General features: G+C 62.3%; 14 protein-coding genes and 1 tRNA gene. 6 read left to right on the top strand and 9 right to left on the bottom strand.

Annotated features, from left to right (window positions below; translation table 11 throughout):
- Positions 1-236: 236 nt before the first annotated feature.
- Positions 237-638 (top strand): hypothetical protein, encoded by a 402-nt coding sequence (locus Q0X85_RS07040; protein ID WP_297770857.1) that lies wholly within the window; start codon positions 237-239, stop codon positions 636-638.
- Positions 639-1,033: 395 nt separating this feature from the next.
- The gene (locus Q0X85_RS07035; RefSeq protein ID WP_297770856.1) at positions 1,034-1,165 is read left to right on the top strand and encodes a hypothetical protein; all 132 of its coding nucleotides are present in this window, start codon (positions 1,034-1,036) and stop codon (positions 1,163-1,165) included.
- Positions 1,166-1,351: 186 nt separating this feature from the next.
- Here Q0X85_RS07035 and Q0X85_RS07030 read toward each other — a convergent pair.
- The 4 genes from Q0X85_RS07030 to Q0X85_RS07015 form a co-directional block, all read right to left on the bottom strand.
- Positions 1,352-1,427, bottom strand: a tRNA-Thr gene (locus tag Q0X85_RS07030).
- 44 nt (positions 1,428-1,471) lie between these two features.
- A complete protein-coding gene (locus Q0X85_RS07025) occupies positions 1,472-2,947 on the bottom strand; it encodes a heme biosynthesis HemY N-terminal domain-containing protein (protein WP_297770855.1) in 1,476 nt (491 codons plus the stop codon).
- 19 nt (positions 2,948-2,966) lie between these two features.
- Entirely contained in the window at positions 2,967-4,196 is a 1,230-nt protein-coding gene (locus Q0X85_RS07020; RefSeq protein ID WP_297770853.1) for a hypothetical protein, read from the bottom strand.
- A gap of 180 nt (positions 4,197-4,376) precedes the next feature.
- On the bottom strand, positions 4,377-5,123 hold the full coding sequence (locus Q0X85_RS07015; RefSeq protein ID WP_297770851.1) for a uroporphyrinogen-III synthase: 747 nt from the start codon (positions 5,121-5,123) through the stop codon (positions 4,377-4,379).
- 73 nt (positions 5,124-5,196) lie between these two features.
- On the opposite strand from Q0X85_RS07015, the gene tsaD reads away from it, so the two are divergent.
- From tsaD to Q0X85_RS06995, 4 genes are read left to right on the top strand one after another with little or no spacing between them, the layout of a single operon-like run.
- Positions 5,197-6,294, top strand: coding sequence for a tRNA (adenosine(37)-N6)-threonylcarbamoyltransferase complex transferase subunit TsaD (tsaD, locus tag Q0X85_RS07010; RefSeq protein ID WP_297770850.1), 1,098 nt, complete (start codon positions 5,197-5,199; stop codon positions 6,292-6,294).
- Positions 6,291-7,247: an NAD(P)H-dependent glycerol-3-phosphate dehydrogenase gene (locus Q0X85_RS07005; RefSeq protein ID WP_297770849.1), complete on the top strand. Its 957-nt coding sequence runs from the start codon at positions 6,291-6,293 to the stop codon at positions 7,245-7,247. The genes tsaD and Q0X85_RS07005 overlap by 4 nt, the downstream gene beginning before the upstream one ends.
- The gene (locus tag Q0X85_RS07000; protein WP_297770942.1) at positions 7,247-7,516 is read left to right on the top strand and encodes a YciI family protein; all 270 of its coding nucleotides are present in this window, start codon (positions 7,247-7,249) and stop codon (positions 7,514-7,516) included. The genes Q0X85_RS07005 and Q0X85_RS07000 overlap by 1 nt, the downstream gene beginning before the upstream one ends.
- Positions 7,516-7,941: an EVE domain-containing protein gene (locus Q0X85_RS06995; protein WP_297770847.1), complete on the top strand. Its 426-nt coding sequence runs from the start codon at positions 7,516-7,518 to the stop codon at positions 7,939-7,941. The genes Q0X85_RS07000 and Q0X85_RS06995 overlap by 1 nt, the downstream gene beginning before the upstream one ends.
- Positions 7,942-8,122: 181 nt before the next feature.
- On the opposite strand, the gene infB is transcribed toward Q0X85_RS06995, so the two are convergent.
- The 5 genes from infB to Q0X85_RS06970 all read right to left on the bottom strand — a co-directional run bounded on the left by infB (position 8,123) and on the right by Q0X85_RS06970 (position 14,601).
- Entirely contained in the window at positions 8,123-10,624 is a 2,502-nt protein-coding gene (gene infB / locus Q0X85_RS06990; RefSeq protein ID WP_297770844.1) for a translation initiation factor IF-2, read from the bottom strand.
- Positions 10,625-10,630: 6 nt separating this feature from the next.
- Complete coding sequence (locus Q0X85_RS06985; RefSeq protein WP_297770842.1) at positions 10,631-11,254, bottom strand: RNA-binding protein; 624 nt, start codon at positions 11,252-11,254, stop codon at positions 10,631-10,633.
- A 23-nt stretch (positions 11,255-11,277) separates the two neighbouring features.
- Positions 11,278-12,897 (bottom strand): transcription termination factor NusA, encoded by a 1,620-nt coding sequence (gene nusA / locus Q0X85_RS06980; protein WP_297770838.1) that lies wholly within the window; start codon positions 12,895-12,897, stop codon positions 11,278-11,280.
- Between the two features lie 4 nt (positions 12,898-12,901).
- Positions 12,902-13,477, bottom strand: coding sequence for a ribosome maturation factor RimP (rimP, locus tag Q0X85_RS06975; RefSeq protein WP_297770837.1), 576 nt, complete (start codon positions 13,475-13,477; stop codon positions 12,902-12,904).
- A gap of 131 nt (positions 13,478-13,608) precedes the next feature.
- Positions 13,609-14,601: a P1 family peptidase gene (locus tag Q0X85_RS06970; protein WP_297770835.1), complete on the bottom strand. Its 993-nt coding sequence runs from the start codon at positions 14,599-14,601 to the stop codon at positions 13,609-13,611.
- Between the last annotated feature and the right edge of the window lie 80 nt (positions 14,602-14,681).

Genomic DNA, 14,681 nt, shown 5'->3' with positions numbered 1-14,681 from the left:
GAGGCCCGCACATTTTTCGTTGATCGAGCGATTAGGCATATTTATGACCGTTTTTTAGCGGAGCAAAACAGAGATCGTGAGATTTCCAACGCAGTTGGATCAGCAAACGACTTACTTCGCAATCTCTCTCCATTGGTACAAAACCGAGTAGCTAAAAACTTAGACGGCTCAATGGTCCAGAATTTTGCGAGGACGTCTGTCAACTGTATTTACCCTTTCTGCAAACCAAGCCCGTAATGAAAAGATTCGATATCGCCTTAGAGATTTCGAAACAATTGATAACGCTATGCAGCGCAATGCTTGTTGGCGTATCTGCACTAGCAAACTCGATTTTAAACAATGAAGCTGACGGCAGAGTGTTTACCACTTTGGTTCTTTTGTACATCTTTCTTTGCTGCTCAATAATTGCTGGGCTTCTTCACTTGGGTGCAATCACAAATTTAGTCGAGGCAAATGAGCGTAGAGCGTTTGATGCAAGCAGAGGCGAAGGAAAGGACGAGTTCGTTTCTTTGTTTGACAACAAGGCGGCACCCATCTCGCTCATTTTTCAACAAGGCCTTTTTCTATTGGCAATCATATTCCTCATAGCGGCCCTTCTTATTGATCGCTGCATAACCGACTTACCGACGCCAGCCTAGTCAAACCGAGTGAGCCTAGGACTGGGTTGCTTAGCAATAACAAGGCTACCCGCGCGAAACGCACCGAAGGTGCCGCGCGATCGCCGGGCCGCCCGACCGGCACGGCGATTTGGCTGCCACCTGCGCATCGCCCCGATGTTTTCCGGATTTGGCGGCCATAAAGGGCCCATACCCCCTGTTGGATCGCCGCACCGCGGCCCGTCGACCGCGCGGCCTCATCACGGCCCTTGTCGGCGCGACGCAGCAGGCATATCTTACATCTCGCAGCACCGGCCCCGCGCCGTGCCTGCTGCGCCCGAGGGCTCATCGCCCTGACCCTGTCAGGCTCCCCTGATCCCCTGAGCACGGACCGGCCCGGCATCCCGCCCGGCCGGGATCTTTCAGGAGTCGAACCCATGTCCAAAGAGAAAAACCGGGGCAACCGCGAGGCCAAGAAGCCGAAGAAGGAAAAGCCCAAGGTCCTCGCCACCGCGAATTCCAATATTGGCAAGACCGCCCCCGTGATCGCGGGCAAATCCGTCAAGTAACGCCGAACATTGCCCGCGGGGTGGGGTATACCCGCCCCGCGCGGCCCCATCTCACAGGTCACTCCCGCGCAGTCGGGCCTCTCGCGCAACAGGCTCCAGGAGATCCCCGCCTTCGCGGGGATGACGAGTTCATTTTCCGGCCATTTTGGTCCGACCTGTCGGCTGACCTCGAATGTGCGATTGACCTGGTGCCGCTGAAGGGACTCGAACCCCCGACCCCATCATTACGAATGACGTGCTCTACCAGCTGAGCTACAGCGGCCCCGGTTGCGGCGCTATAGCACCGTGTTTCCGAGGGGAAAAGACCTATTTTTCGGCCTTCGCCGCGTCCTCTTCTGCGACGATTTCGGCGTCGACGACGGCCTCGTCGGCATCCGCCGGTTCGGTTTCGCCGGCCTGATCCTCAATGGCCCCCACGATCAGCGGCAGCATTTCAAGGCCGGTGGGCGCGGCAATCGGGCTGTTGGGCGGCGCGCGCCAGCTGAGCGTATCGAACGACTCGCAGTTTTCGCAGGAGGGCGACCACTCGGCATGGATGTGCTGACATTTGTCACACACCCATTGCGGACCTCGCGGCGCCCCGAGCGCGCGCGCAAGCCAGCCCTTGACCACCGCGTCGGGCGCTCCTTCGCCACGCTCGATGGCCGCCATGATGGTCAGCGCACGCGCGTCCGGCTCGACCTCGGCGAGATCGCCGAGCGCGCGGCGGGCCGCCGGGAAATCCTCTGCCGCAAGGTGCAATTCCGCCTCAAGCAGTCGGGTCTCGCGATTGTCGGGATGCACCTTGAGCAACTTGCGAAATCGCTTGAGCCGCTGCGCCGGCGTCTCGTCGGGCGCAATCGCGGCAAAGGCGGCGGCGAGATCCGGATGCGGCCGCACTTGCCACGCCTTGTTGATCACCCGAACGGCGTGCCGCTTGTTGCCCTGCTCGATATAGCCACGCGCGGCGAGCACGGCGGCCGGGATAAGATCGGGCGACAGGCGGTTGGCCTCGATGGCGGCCTCGCGCGCCTCGATGCTCTTGCCCTCGGCCATCACGTCGCGCGCCTCCGAAAGGGCCAGCACCGCGTCGCGACGGCGATGAACATCCCGCGGCAGGGTGCCGTATTTCAGCTTGGCACTCAGGGTTTCGCGCGCGCCCTTCCAGTCGGATTTCCGGGCCTGCAACTCAAGCAGCGTATCCTGTACCTCGGCATGTCTCGGTTTGAGCGAAAAGGCGGTCTGCGCCAGTTTGAGCGCGGTTTCGGTATCGCCATCGGCCAGCTTCTGACGCATGATTCCACGCACACCGACAAAGCGGGTCTTTTCATTGGTCAAAAGGCGTTTATAGACCTTCTCCGCGCGCGTCCTGTCACCCGCCATCTCGGCGGCCTGCGCCGTGATCAGATCGGTCAGCGCGGGCTTGCGAAGATACCTGTCGGCCTTTTGCGCCTTGGCCATGGCAACTTCGCCCTCACCCGAGGCCAGCGCCAGCATACCTTCGGACAGCGCGCGATAGCCCTTGTCCTGACGGCTGCGGTCAAAATAGCGCGACAGCGCAGTTTCATCGCCATTGATGAATTTCAGCACCGCAACCACCAGCCCCGCCAGCTTCATCAACAGCCAGATCGCAAAGACCATAAGGCCCAATGCGATCACCGCCTTGATCGGTGTCAGGTTGATCTCGAGACCAGCCATGACGATACGCACGCCGCCATCCAGTTCGAGCAGCATGCTCGAGCCCAGCGTCAGGCCTGCCACGAGGGCGATAAAAACGGCTATCTTAATAATCGACCAAAGCATGACGCCCGCCTTTTCCAGTTCAATTCAAATGATCGGCCAGCGCCTCGGCGGCGGACAGGGCCTCTTGTCGGCGCGTGGCCTCTGCTGCCCAACCATCCAGCGCGGCGCGCGCGCCTTCGGGCAGGGCTTCGATTTCGGACAGAGCATCGCCCAGCCGCCCCTCCGCCAGCGCCGCCTCGGCGCGCGACAGGATGGCATCCGGGTCGTCGCCCTCGCGGGGGCTCAGCGAGCGGATACCCAATTGGTTCTTGAGAAAACCGCCCACCCCCTCTGCAATATCGTCTGTCTCGGCACGCGCAGCGGCCAGCGCGGCACGCGCAGCCTCGGGAAAGCTATCGGTCAGAGCAGATTGCGTCGGTACGCCAGAGTCGGCCTGATCGGCCAGCGCCGCAGGAACCTCAGCACCGGTTTCACGTAGATCATCCAAGGCCGCAGTATACTCGCTACCGCTGTCCAGTGCCGTCATGACGCGCGTGAGAGCGGCACGGCGAAGAGCGCCCAGCGCGCTGTCACGTGCTGCGCTCTCACGTGCCTCGGCGTCAGAGCGCAGTGTTTCGAGCGCGTCACCTTGTGCCTCAAGCTCTGCCGCCTGCTCTTCGAGGCTGGACCGCAGGGCGCTCAGGTCTTCTGACGAGGGTCCCGTCCCGTCACCCGTGGGCGCGGGGCGGTCTTCAAGCGCCGCAACCCGCGTTTCAAGCTCCGATATCTGTTCGGTCAGTGCGGTCATTGTCTCGCCAAGGCCGTCAATCTCGTCACTCAAATCAGGAGGTACAGAAAAGCCTTCCAGCCGAGAGCCTAGGTCGGCAAGCTGCGCGTCATGCTCGGACAACGCTGCTTCGACCTGCGTTTCAAACTGATCATCCGCTTGCGTGAACCAATCAGGCGGTAAGACATATGGCGCGGCATAGACCCCAAGACCTGCCGCGACAGCACCGCCCAGAACCATTGACCAAAAGCCGCCCTTGCGCACATGGACCTGCTCCGTCCTGACCACCGGCGACGGGGTCGGATCTGTCTCGGCGTTGCTGGCATAGATCGCACCGGGGGCCGTGGGCGGTGTGTCGGTCTCGGTTTCAGAGGTGGTCTGCGCGTCTGTGTCGGCCACAGGCTCCGTGCGGTCTTCGGCATTTGTCTCGTCTGTCGTGCCTGCGGTGTCCTCCGCCATCTCCGGCTTAGGTACTGTCGGCTCGGGCTCGGCGTCGGTGTCCTGCGGCGCTGGTTCATCAGTCGATGCAGCCTCGGTGCTCACGTCAGGATCTTCACCCTTTAAAGACGGCGCCGCAGATGTGGGATCAGCGTCACTATTGGTATCCGGCGCGCTGCTATCGGAGGTCTTTTCAACTTCGCTCGGATCTTTTGCAGCTTTCTTTTTATTCGCCACCTTGCGCCACCCCTTCGAATCTCACCATGCGTTCGTGTCAACTTGACCTTACTGTGCTCGTTTTCCACCCTCAAGCCACTTGGTTGCACTGATCTGCTCCTGCAGAATCTTTAAAACTCCATGCGAATCGGGTGTCTCCGCCACGCGGACCTCGTACGCGGCACCGTCTGGCACCTCTTCTGCGACCTTGCTGCTGATTGCCGCAATCGTCAGGGGGGCCCTTAACCGACCGGCACACGCCTTGAGCTGAGAAAAAAACAGCCTCGCACTGCGCGGAGACATCAGAGGCAGAATGATCTTGTTTTTTCCGCCCAGTGCCGCGAGCGCTTTTTCGGTCAAATTGGCCTCATGTTGCTCATAAACCACCGCGTCTTGTGCTTTGTACCCTTTGGCACGCAGACTGCCCGCAACATCGGCAGCAACATGTGTGCCGCGCAGATGAAGAAAAGGCCCACGAGCACCATCGCGGGCTATCGTGTCGAGCAGGGCGACCGCATCGCCACGGGCTGAGATAGCGCGCAGACCTTCTGCCCGCGCAGCCGCTGCCGTTGCATCACCCACCGCATAACACGTCAGTCCTCGCCGATCCGTCAGCCGACAAAACCCTGAGACCCCATGGCGTGATGTGAAAATCAGCACTTCGTCATCCGAAAAGTGAGGCAACACTCCGCAATAGTCTATGCGGATCAGCGGCGATACGATCACTTTCGCGTTTTCTCCCAGTACAGCTTGCAGGTGCCCCGCAAAACGGGTCGCCTCCGGCTCTGGCCGGATGATGAGGATCGTCACGGGCATGGATCATCCACAGTTGTTGGCTGCCTCATTCGGTGTTACCTGCCTTGCACCCTCCACGCAACGTATGGGCGCGATGAGCAAGCCGCTGATCTTCCTTGGACTTGAGAGTAGCTGCGACGATACCGCCGCTGCGGTCGTGCGTATCGATCTGGATGGGGCCCCCGAAATCCTTGCCTCGGTCGTGCATGGGCAGGCCATGCTGCATGCCGATTACGGCGGTGTGGTGCCGGAAATTGCGGCGCGGGCGCATGCTGAAAAGCTCGACATCTGCGTGCGCGAGGCGCTGGCGCAGGCGGGGCTTGCGCTGGCCGATGTGGATGCCGTCGCCGTCACCGCCGGGCCGGGCCTGATCGGCGGGGTGATCGCCGGGGTGATGTGTGCCAAAGGGATCGCCGCCGGGGCGGGCCTGCCGCTGATCGGGGTCAATCATCTTTCCGGGCATGCGCTGACGCCCCGCCTGACCGATCAGGTCACCTATCCCTACCTTATGCTGCTGGTCTCGGGCGGGCATTGCCAGTTCCTGATCGTGCGCGGGCCGGATGACTTTACGCGGCTTGGCGGCACCATCGACGACGCGCCGGGCGAGGCGTTCGACAAGACCGCGCGCCTATTGGGCCTCTCGCAACCGGGCGGGCCGAGCGTGGAGCGAGAGGCCGCATCGGGTGACGCCAACCGCCTGCGCTTTCCTCGTCCGCTGTTAGACCGGGCGGGGTGCGACATGTCGTTTTCCGGTTTGAAAACCGCGCTGCTGCGGGCCCGTGATCAGATCGTGGCCGAGAAATCCGGGCTGACCCGACAGGACCGTGCCGATCTTTGCGCCGGGTTTCAGGCGGCCGTCTGTGACGTGCTGGCCGAAAAGACCCGACGAGCGCTCAGCTTATATATGGCAGAGGCCCCTGCCGCGCCGCTTATTGCCGTGGCGGGGGGCGTCGCCGCCAACGGCCCGATCCGAGCGGCGCTGACGGACGTGGCGGCAGAGGCTGGCGCGCGGTTTCTCGCCCCGCCCCTCGCGCTTTGCACAGACAACGCGGCGATGATAGCCTATGCGGGGGCCGAACTCTACGCGCAGGGCCATCGTGACGACATGACGCTTGCGGCGCGGCCCCGCTGGCCGCTGGACAATGCCAGCCCGGCGATGCTGGGCAGCGGCAAGAAGGGGGCCAAGGCATGACTCTGATCTGCGGCGCGGGTGCGTTCGGCACGGCACTTGCCGTGACACTGGCGCAAAACGGCCCGGTCACGCTCTGGGCGCGCGATGCCGAACACGCCGCCGAGATGCAGGCAAACCGCGTCAATGCGCGTCGCCTGCCGGACATCGCCTTGCCCGAGGCGATCACCGTGATCTCGGGCATCCTGCCCAAGGGCGATACCCCCTGCCTTCTGGCCATGCCGATGCAAACGCTTGGCGGTTTTCTGACAGCGCATCACGGAGCACTCGGGCACCGGCCCCTCGTCGCCTGCTGCAAGGGCATGGACCTTGCCACCGGCCTTGGCCCGACCGGCCTGATCGCGCAGACCTGTGCCCAGGCCATTCCGGCAATCCTCACCGGGCCGAGTTTCGCGCGTGATATCGCGCTCGGCCTGCCCACGGCGCTGACGCTTGCCTGCGCCGACGCGGCGATCGGCCAGACATTACAATCCACGCTGAACACTCCCACCCTGCGCCTCTATCGCACCACCGACACCACTGGCGCAGAACTGGGCGGCGCGCTCAAGAACGTCATCGCCATCGGCTGCGGTGCAGTGATGGGTGCGGGGCTGGGCGAGAGCGCGCGCGCGGCCCTGATGACCCGTGGCTTTGCCGAGATGCACCGGTTTGCCCATGCTCTGGGCGCGCAGCCCGATACGCTCGCGGGGCTGTCGGGTTTTGGTGATCTGGTGCTCACCTGCACCAGTGGCCAGTCGCGCAACTATCGCTACGGCCAAAGCCTCGGGCGCGGCGAGGATTTCGATGCAACCGTCACCGTCGAAGGGGTCGCCACCGCCCGCGCTGTCCTGACCCGCGCCCACGCGCTTGGCCTCGACATGCCTGTCACCCATGCCGTCACCGCGCTTGTCACGGGCGAATTGCGCGTCAGCGAGGCGATGGATATGCTGCTTTCACGACCATTGAAGGAAGAATGATGCTGATTGCCCTGATTGCCCGCGACCATCCCGGTGCCCTGCAAACCCGCCTCGACAACCGCGATGCCCATATCGCCTATCTCAAGGAGACCGGCGTGGTGTCTCAGGCGGGTCCGCTTTTGAACGAAGAAGGCGAGATGGTCGGCTCGCTGGTGATCCTCGATGTCGAGGATATGGAGGCGGCGCAGGAATGGGCCAATAACGATCCCTACGCCAAGGCCGAACTGTTTTCGGGGGTCGAACTGATCCCGTGGAAGAAAGTGATCTGATGCGATATTGGCTATTCAAGTCCGAACCGTCGGTCTGGGGCTGGTCCGATCAGGTGGCCAAGGGCGATGTGGGCGAGGAATGGGACGGCGTGCGGAACTATCAGGCGCGCAATTTCATGCGCGAGATGGCGGTGGGGGATCGCGGCTTTTTCTACCATTCGCAAAAGGAAAAGGCGGTCGTCGGCACGGTCGAGGTGATCACCGAGGCGCATTCCGACAGCACCACCGATGATCCGCGATGGGAGTGTGTGGATATCAAGGCGCTGGAGGCGGCGCAAACCCCCGTCACGCTGGAGATGATCAAGGCCAATCCGCGCCTGTCGGAGATGGTGCTGGTGCGCAACTCGCGCCTCTCGGTACAGCCGGTGACGGCGGAGGAATGGCACATCATCTGTGACATGGCGGGGCTGAATAGCCAACGGTAAGAGCCTGCCTGGCGATATGTGGCGAGGCTTGCACTATTCAGGCTCGGTTCAAGATCAGGCGCGACACTGCAGCCCCGATCGCATGAAACCACCTGCATTTTGCTACTGAACGGTATCTGTCAAACGAAAAAGAGCAGCCGGGATGGCTGCTCTTTTCTCATTTTGCCGAGCAAACGAGGCTTCACTTCAAGGTCCGAACGACCTCTTCGCGCTCGAAAATCTCGATCACATCGCCGGGGCGAATATCATCGTAGCTCTCGAAAGCCATACCGCATTCCTGACCCGAGATAACCTCCGGGACTTCGTCCTTGAAACGCTTGAGCGTCTTGAGCGTGCCCTCGTGGACCACCACGTCGTCGCGCAGAAGCCGCACACCGGCAGAGCGCCTTGCGATACCTTCGGTCACGAGACAACCCGCGACACGGCCCACACCGGTGACCTTGAAGACTTCCTTGATCTGCGCATAACCGATGAACTTCTCACGAATTTCATTGCCCAGAAGGCCGCTTGCCGCCGCTTTCACGTCGTCCACGAGATCGTAAATCACCGAGTAATAGCGGATCTCCACGCCCTTCTGGTTGGCGCTGTTGCGCGCGGGCGCATTGGCCCGGACGTTAAAGCCAAAGACAGGTGCCCCCGACGCCTCGGCGAGGCCGATATCGGACTCCGTTATCGCACCGACACCTGAATGAAGGACGCGCACGCGCACCTCGTCATTGCCGATTTTCTCCATCGCTTGAACAATCGCCTCGGCAGAGCCCTGCACGTCCGCCTTGACGACGATCGGCATCTCCTTGAGGTTCTCATCTTCCTTGGCCTTGGCCAACAATTGTTCGAGCGATGTACCGGCCCCAGCCGCTGCACGTTTCTCTTTCGCGGCGTTCGCGCGGTATTCGGCGATCTCTCGCGCCTGCGCTTCGGTATCGACAACGTTGAGCACATCACCGGCCTCGGGCGTACCATTCAGGCCAAGCACCTCAACCGGCACAGAGGGGCCAGCCTCCTTGACGCGATCACCACGGTCATTGATCAGCGCGCGCACCTTGCCGTATTGTTCTCCGACGACAAAGATATCGCCCTGGCGCAACGTGCCCTTCTGAACAAGCACAGTCGCCACAGGCCCACGGCCCACATCGAGCTGCGCCTCGATCACGGCGCCTTCGGCAGAGCGATTCGGGTTGGCCTTGAGTTCAAGGATCTCAGACTGAAGCGCAATGGCCTCAAGCAGATCGTCGAGCCCCTGACCTGAGATGGCAGACACTTCGACATCCTGAACATCACCCGACATCGCCTCGACAACGACTTCATGCTGCAACAGGTCGGTACGTACCTTGTCGGGGTTCGCCTCGGGCTTGTCGCACTTGTTGATCGCCACGATCATCGGCACCTTTGCCGCCTTGGCATGGTTGATCGCCTCGATGGTCTGCGGCATGACCGCGTCATCGGCAGCCACGACAAGGACCACGATATCAGTCACCTGCGCACCCCGCGCCCGCATCGACGTAAAGGCCGCGTGACCCGGCGTATCGAGGAAGCTGAGCACCGCGCCACTTTCGGTGGTGACCTGATAGGCCCCGATATGCTGAGTGATGCCGCCAGCCTCTCCTGCCACGACCTTGGCGTCGCGGATCGCATCCAGAAGCGATGTCTTGCCGTGGTCCACGTGACCCATGATGGTAATCACCGGCGGACGCGACACGAGATCCTCAGACTTGTCAGCAACTTGCGCGATGACATCCTCGACATCCGAGTCGCTCACACGCACAACGCGGTGACCGAACTCCTCGATGATCAGCTCGGCGGTATCGGCATCGACCGACTGGTTCTGCGTGACCATCATGCCATTCTGCATGAGCGCCTTGACCACGTCACCGACGCGCTCGGCCATGCGATTCGCCAATTCCGAGACAACGATCACCTCGGGCAGCTGCACGTCGCGGACGACCTTCTCGCGCTCTTGCGCACCGCCCATGGCTTTCTGACGCGCGCGCTCCTGCTTGCGCTTCATGGCGGCCATGGATTTCTGACGGCCACCCTCGCCGCCCGAGAGCGCCTGATTGAGCGTCAGCTTGCCAGAGCGGCGGCCATCGTCGCCGCCACGGCCTTTGCCCCGGCGCGATTGTTGGTCGTTGTCGTCACGCTTGCGCGGCGTCGGCGCCGCTTTCGGCGCAGGCGTGCGGGACGGCGCAGGCGCGGCATCCGGCTCTGCCGCCGAGGCGGCTGCCTTCAAGGCGGCTTGCTCGGATTCGCGCTTCTTGCGCTCGTCTTCCTCGGCCTTGGCACGGGCACGCTCTTCGGCTTCGCGCTGTTCGCGTTCCTTTGCCTCGGCCTCATCGCGGCGACGCTGGCGCTCTTCCTCGCGGGCTTTCTCCTCGGCCTCACGCTGCGCGGCTTCTTCGGATTCGCGCGCCTTGGCGGCGGCGAGCGCCTTCATGCGGCGGTCCATCTCGGCATCAGAGATGCCCGCAGGGCGCTTGGCAGAACTGCCGGGACCGGAAGACTTGCCCGCACCAGCCGACCCGCCGGCAGCACCCGCTCCGGGCTTGGGCACGACGACGCGCTTGCGTTTGGTTTCCACCACGACGTTCTTGGTCCGTCCATGGCTGAAGCTTTGCTTCACGTTCCCCGGCCGGGACCCGCCGCCACGCACACCCAAAGGTTTCTTTCCGTCGTTGTCGCTCATATTCTCTTACTTTCCTTTCCGGCGCGCAGTCTCGCCGTCCGAGACGCGCAGACCTTTCAGTCTTGCCGCCTCCTCTACAACACGTTGCAACAAACCTCCAGCGCCCAGTGCCGCGTGAATTGTGGTTTGTCGGCCAAAGGCCTGACCCAGCTCATTCGCCGTAAGCCAGCCTATGAAAGAGCCGCCATGCGGCGTGCTCAGCTTCGATTTCCCTCGTTCAGAGCCATCGCTGGCCTGAATGAGCACGCGCGCGTCCTCGCGCGCGAGCATATCCTTTACCTTTTCATAGCCCGAGACCGCGCGCCCACCCTTGCGGGCGAGGCTGATCAGGCCGATGACCCGCTGCACGAGCAGCGCCTCGACCCGATCGGCGAACCCGTCGGGAACGTTGACGGGCTGCTTGGCCGCGCGGGCGAACAAGCCCTTGGAGGATGCTTTCTCCAGCGCCTTGCGCTCTGCTGACACCCAGATACCACGACCCGGCAACTTTTCCGCCAAATCGGGGGCAATCTGCCCTTCGGGACCGACCACAAAGCGGATCAATCCGCTCTTGGCGCGCACCTCTCCCGTGGCAATGCACTTGCGTTCAGGACCGTCATCCCGGTCTTTGGGTTGCCCACCGCGCCCCATCAGATGCCTCCGAGGCCTGAGAATCAGGCCCCGGCCTCCTGTTCTTCGCCCTCAAGCTCGGTTTCGTCGGCATTGGCCTCCAGGTCGGCCGGATCGACCCAGCCCAGCATGACCCGTGCCGTCATGACCATATTCTGCGCCTCTTCAAGCGACACGTCAAACTGCTCCAGGATCCCATCGTCCTTGACCCGCTCACCATCGACCGTGGTCCAGCCCCCGGCCAATTCCCAATCCGCACAAGTTGCAAAATCCTCAAGCGATTTCACATCGTCCTCGGCCAGGGCCTGAACCATCTGCGGCGTCAGCCCCTCAAAGTTGATCAGGCTGTCCTCGACTCCCATCTCGCGCACCTTCTCAAGTGCCTGCTTGGCCTGCGCCTCCAGCACATCTCGCGCCCTGGCCTGCAATTCGTTGGCCGTATCCTCGTCGACCCCATCAATCACCAAGAGCTCGTCAAGATCGACATAGGCCACCTCTTCGAGATTGGTGAAGCCCTCGGACACGAGCAATTGCGCAAAGAACTCGTCCAGATCAAGCGTATCGACAAACAGCTTGGTGCGTTCCTCGAACTCCTTCTGACGGCGTTCGCTGTCTTCGGCCTCGGTCATGATATCGATGTCGAGACCCGTCAGCTGGCTGGCCAGACGCACGTTTTGCCCACGACGCCCGATGGCCAGCGACAGCTGATCTTCGGGAACGACCACCTCGATACGCTCGGCCTCTTCGTCAAGAACCACCTTGCTCACCTCGGCGGGCTGCAATGCGTTGACGAGGAACGTCGGCTGATCCTCGTTCCAAGGGATGATATCGATCTTCTCGCCCTGAAGCTCATTGACCACCGCCTGAACCCGGCTGCCGCGCATACCGACGCAGGCACCGACCGGGTCAATCGACCCGTCGTAGGAGATCACCGCGATCTTCGCCCGGCTCCCCGGATCGCGCGCAACGGCCTTGATCTCGATGATACCGTCATAGATTTCCGGCACTTCCATCTTGAAAAGCTCGGCCATGAACTGCGGATCGGTCCGGCTCAGGAATATCTGCGGCCCACGCTGCTCGCGGCGGACATCCTTGATGTAGCAGCGCACGCGGTCATTGGGCCGATAGGCTTCGCGTCCGATTTTCTCGTTGCGGCGCAGGATAGCTTCGCCCCGACCTACATCGACGATGACGTTGCCATACTCCTCGCGCTTGACCACGCCATTGATGATCGTGCCCACGCGGTCCTGAAATTCCTCGAACTGGCGGTCACGCTCGGCCTCGCGCACCTTTTGCAGGATCACTTGCTTGGCGCTCTGTGCTGCGATCCGGCCCATCTCCACTGGCGGAACCTCTTCGACCAAGGTATCGCCAACCTTGGGGTCATCGAGATATTGCTTGGCCTGCTCGACGGTGAACTCGGCCTGATAATTCTCAAGCTCCTCGTCCTCGACCACGGTGCGCACCCGGGTGAACGTCGCGCGCCCGGTTTTGCGGTCGATATTGACCCGGATATCCATTTCGCTGCCATAGCGGCTCTTGGCGGCACGGGAGAGGCTCTCTTCCATCGCCTCGACCACCAGCGCCGGGTCGATCATCTTCTCGCGTGCCACCGCTTCTGCGGTCTGCAACAGCTCCAGCTGGTTGGCGGATGTGATTGCCATGGTTTCAGTCCTCCTCAGAACCGCTGTCGGTTTCAATCTCGTCAAAATTTTCTTCGTTTAGTGTGCCTGCCGCCTTGCGCTGGCGCAGCATGTCGCGGATCAACTCGTCGGTCAGCACCAGCTTGGCATCGCTCAACCAGTCAAATTCCAGACCGATCGTGCCTTCCTCGACATTGATCAACACTTCGCTGCCTTCAACGCCGGCCAGCACACCCTTGAACCGCTTGCGCCCCTCGATCATCTCGGCCGTCTCGATCTTGGCCTCATAGCCTTCGAACACCTCGAAATCCTTGAGCCGCGTCAGCGGGCGGTCAATCCCGGGGCTCGACACTTCGAGCGTATAGGCGTCGATGATCGGATCCTCGACATCCAGCACCGCGCTCACCGCAGTGCTGATCAATGCGCAATCATCCACCTCGATCCCGCCCTCGGGCTTGTCCGCCATGATCTGTAGCGTATGCGTCTTGCCGCCCATCAGGCGAACGCGCACCAGTTCATAGCCCATGTCCTCGATCACCGGTGTGATGATCTCGGCCATGCGGCGATCAATCGCTGCCTTTGCAATCAGGTCGTTCGTCATCATTCCCAAACACAAAAAAACGGGCGCGCGGCCCGTTACATTCTCCGGTGGTACTGTCGGAGTGGACCCGAAAGCGCCGCTATTAACGGGCGTATACGCCCCTCTCTCTGAGTCTGCAAGGGGATTCCGCCCTAGCCAAACCTTGCGCACCATGCAGGCCGTGGATCGCCTGCCGCAGGTGTCGCAGCATATACCGCGCGCGCAATCGCCCGCGCCATGACACAGGCCGCCGCATGACCCAACATCACCTGCCCCGCCAGATCGGGCGCGGGCCTTTCACCGGTGGCCGCAGCAAACACAAGGTCGCCATCCATCAAGGTATGGGACGGCATCAACGCGCGGGCAAACCCGTCATGCGCAACAGTGGCGAGCCGCGTGCACTGCGCCTGGCTCAGCGCCGCATCGGTGGCAACGATGCCAATCGTCGTGTTGGCGTGCTGTGCCAATTTGGTCGGGGCGGCCAGTGGATCGGGATAGACAGATGCGGGCCCGAGCCCGCCGAACTCGCCGTTCACCTCGAAAGGGGCGGCCCAGAACTCCGGGCCATCGCCAACCGTTGCAGAGCCAAGCGCATTGACCGCGACCAGCGCGCCCACGGTCGTGCCATCGGGCAAAACGACCGAGGCAGAGCCAAGCCCACCCTTAAGGTTTGCTGTGGTCGCCCCTGTGCCTGCGCCGATGCTACCAATTGCAAAATGTCCGTCCGACGCCTCAAGCGCCGCGCGACCTAGGGCCTTGTAGGGGTTTTCCGACCAGTCCTTTTCCCCACCATTCAGCAGATCGAACAGGATCGCCCCGGGCACAATCGGCACGCGCATACCGCCCACGTCAAAACCGCGCCCGGCCTCGCGCAGCCCGTCCGCCACGCCCGAGGCGGCATCCAATCCAAAAGCCGAGCCGCCCGAGAGCACAAGCGCGTCGACCTGCTCGACCACCCGGTCGGGGGCCAGAAGATCAGTCTCCCGCGTGCCCGGCGCACCGCCCATGATATGCACCCCTGCGGTAAACGGCGAATCGGCCACCAGCACCGTCACGCCAGAGCGCAGGCCCATGTCCTGCGCATTGCCCACCCGCAGCCCGGCAACATCGGTGATCAAATTTCGCGCCCCCGCCTGCGTGTTCATGCCGCAAATCTCCCTCTCGATCACAAATGATCTTGCCAGAGCGCGCGCTTTAGGCAAGGACAGGCGTCAGGCCCGGGCGA

Origin of the sequence: uncultured Roseovarius sp. (assembly GCF_947259555.1) — a bacterium.
In the GTDB taxonomy this organism is placed as follows: domain Bacteria; phylum Pseudomonadota; class Alphaproteobacteria; order Rhodobacterales; family Rhodobacteraceae; genus Roseovarius.
This window is presented reverse-complemented; position numbering and strand designations above follow the sequence as displayed.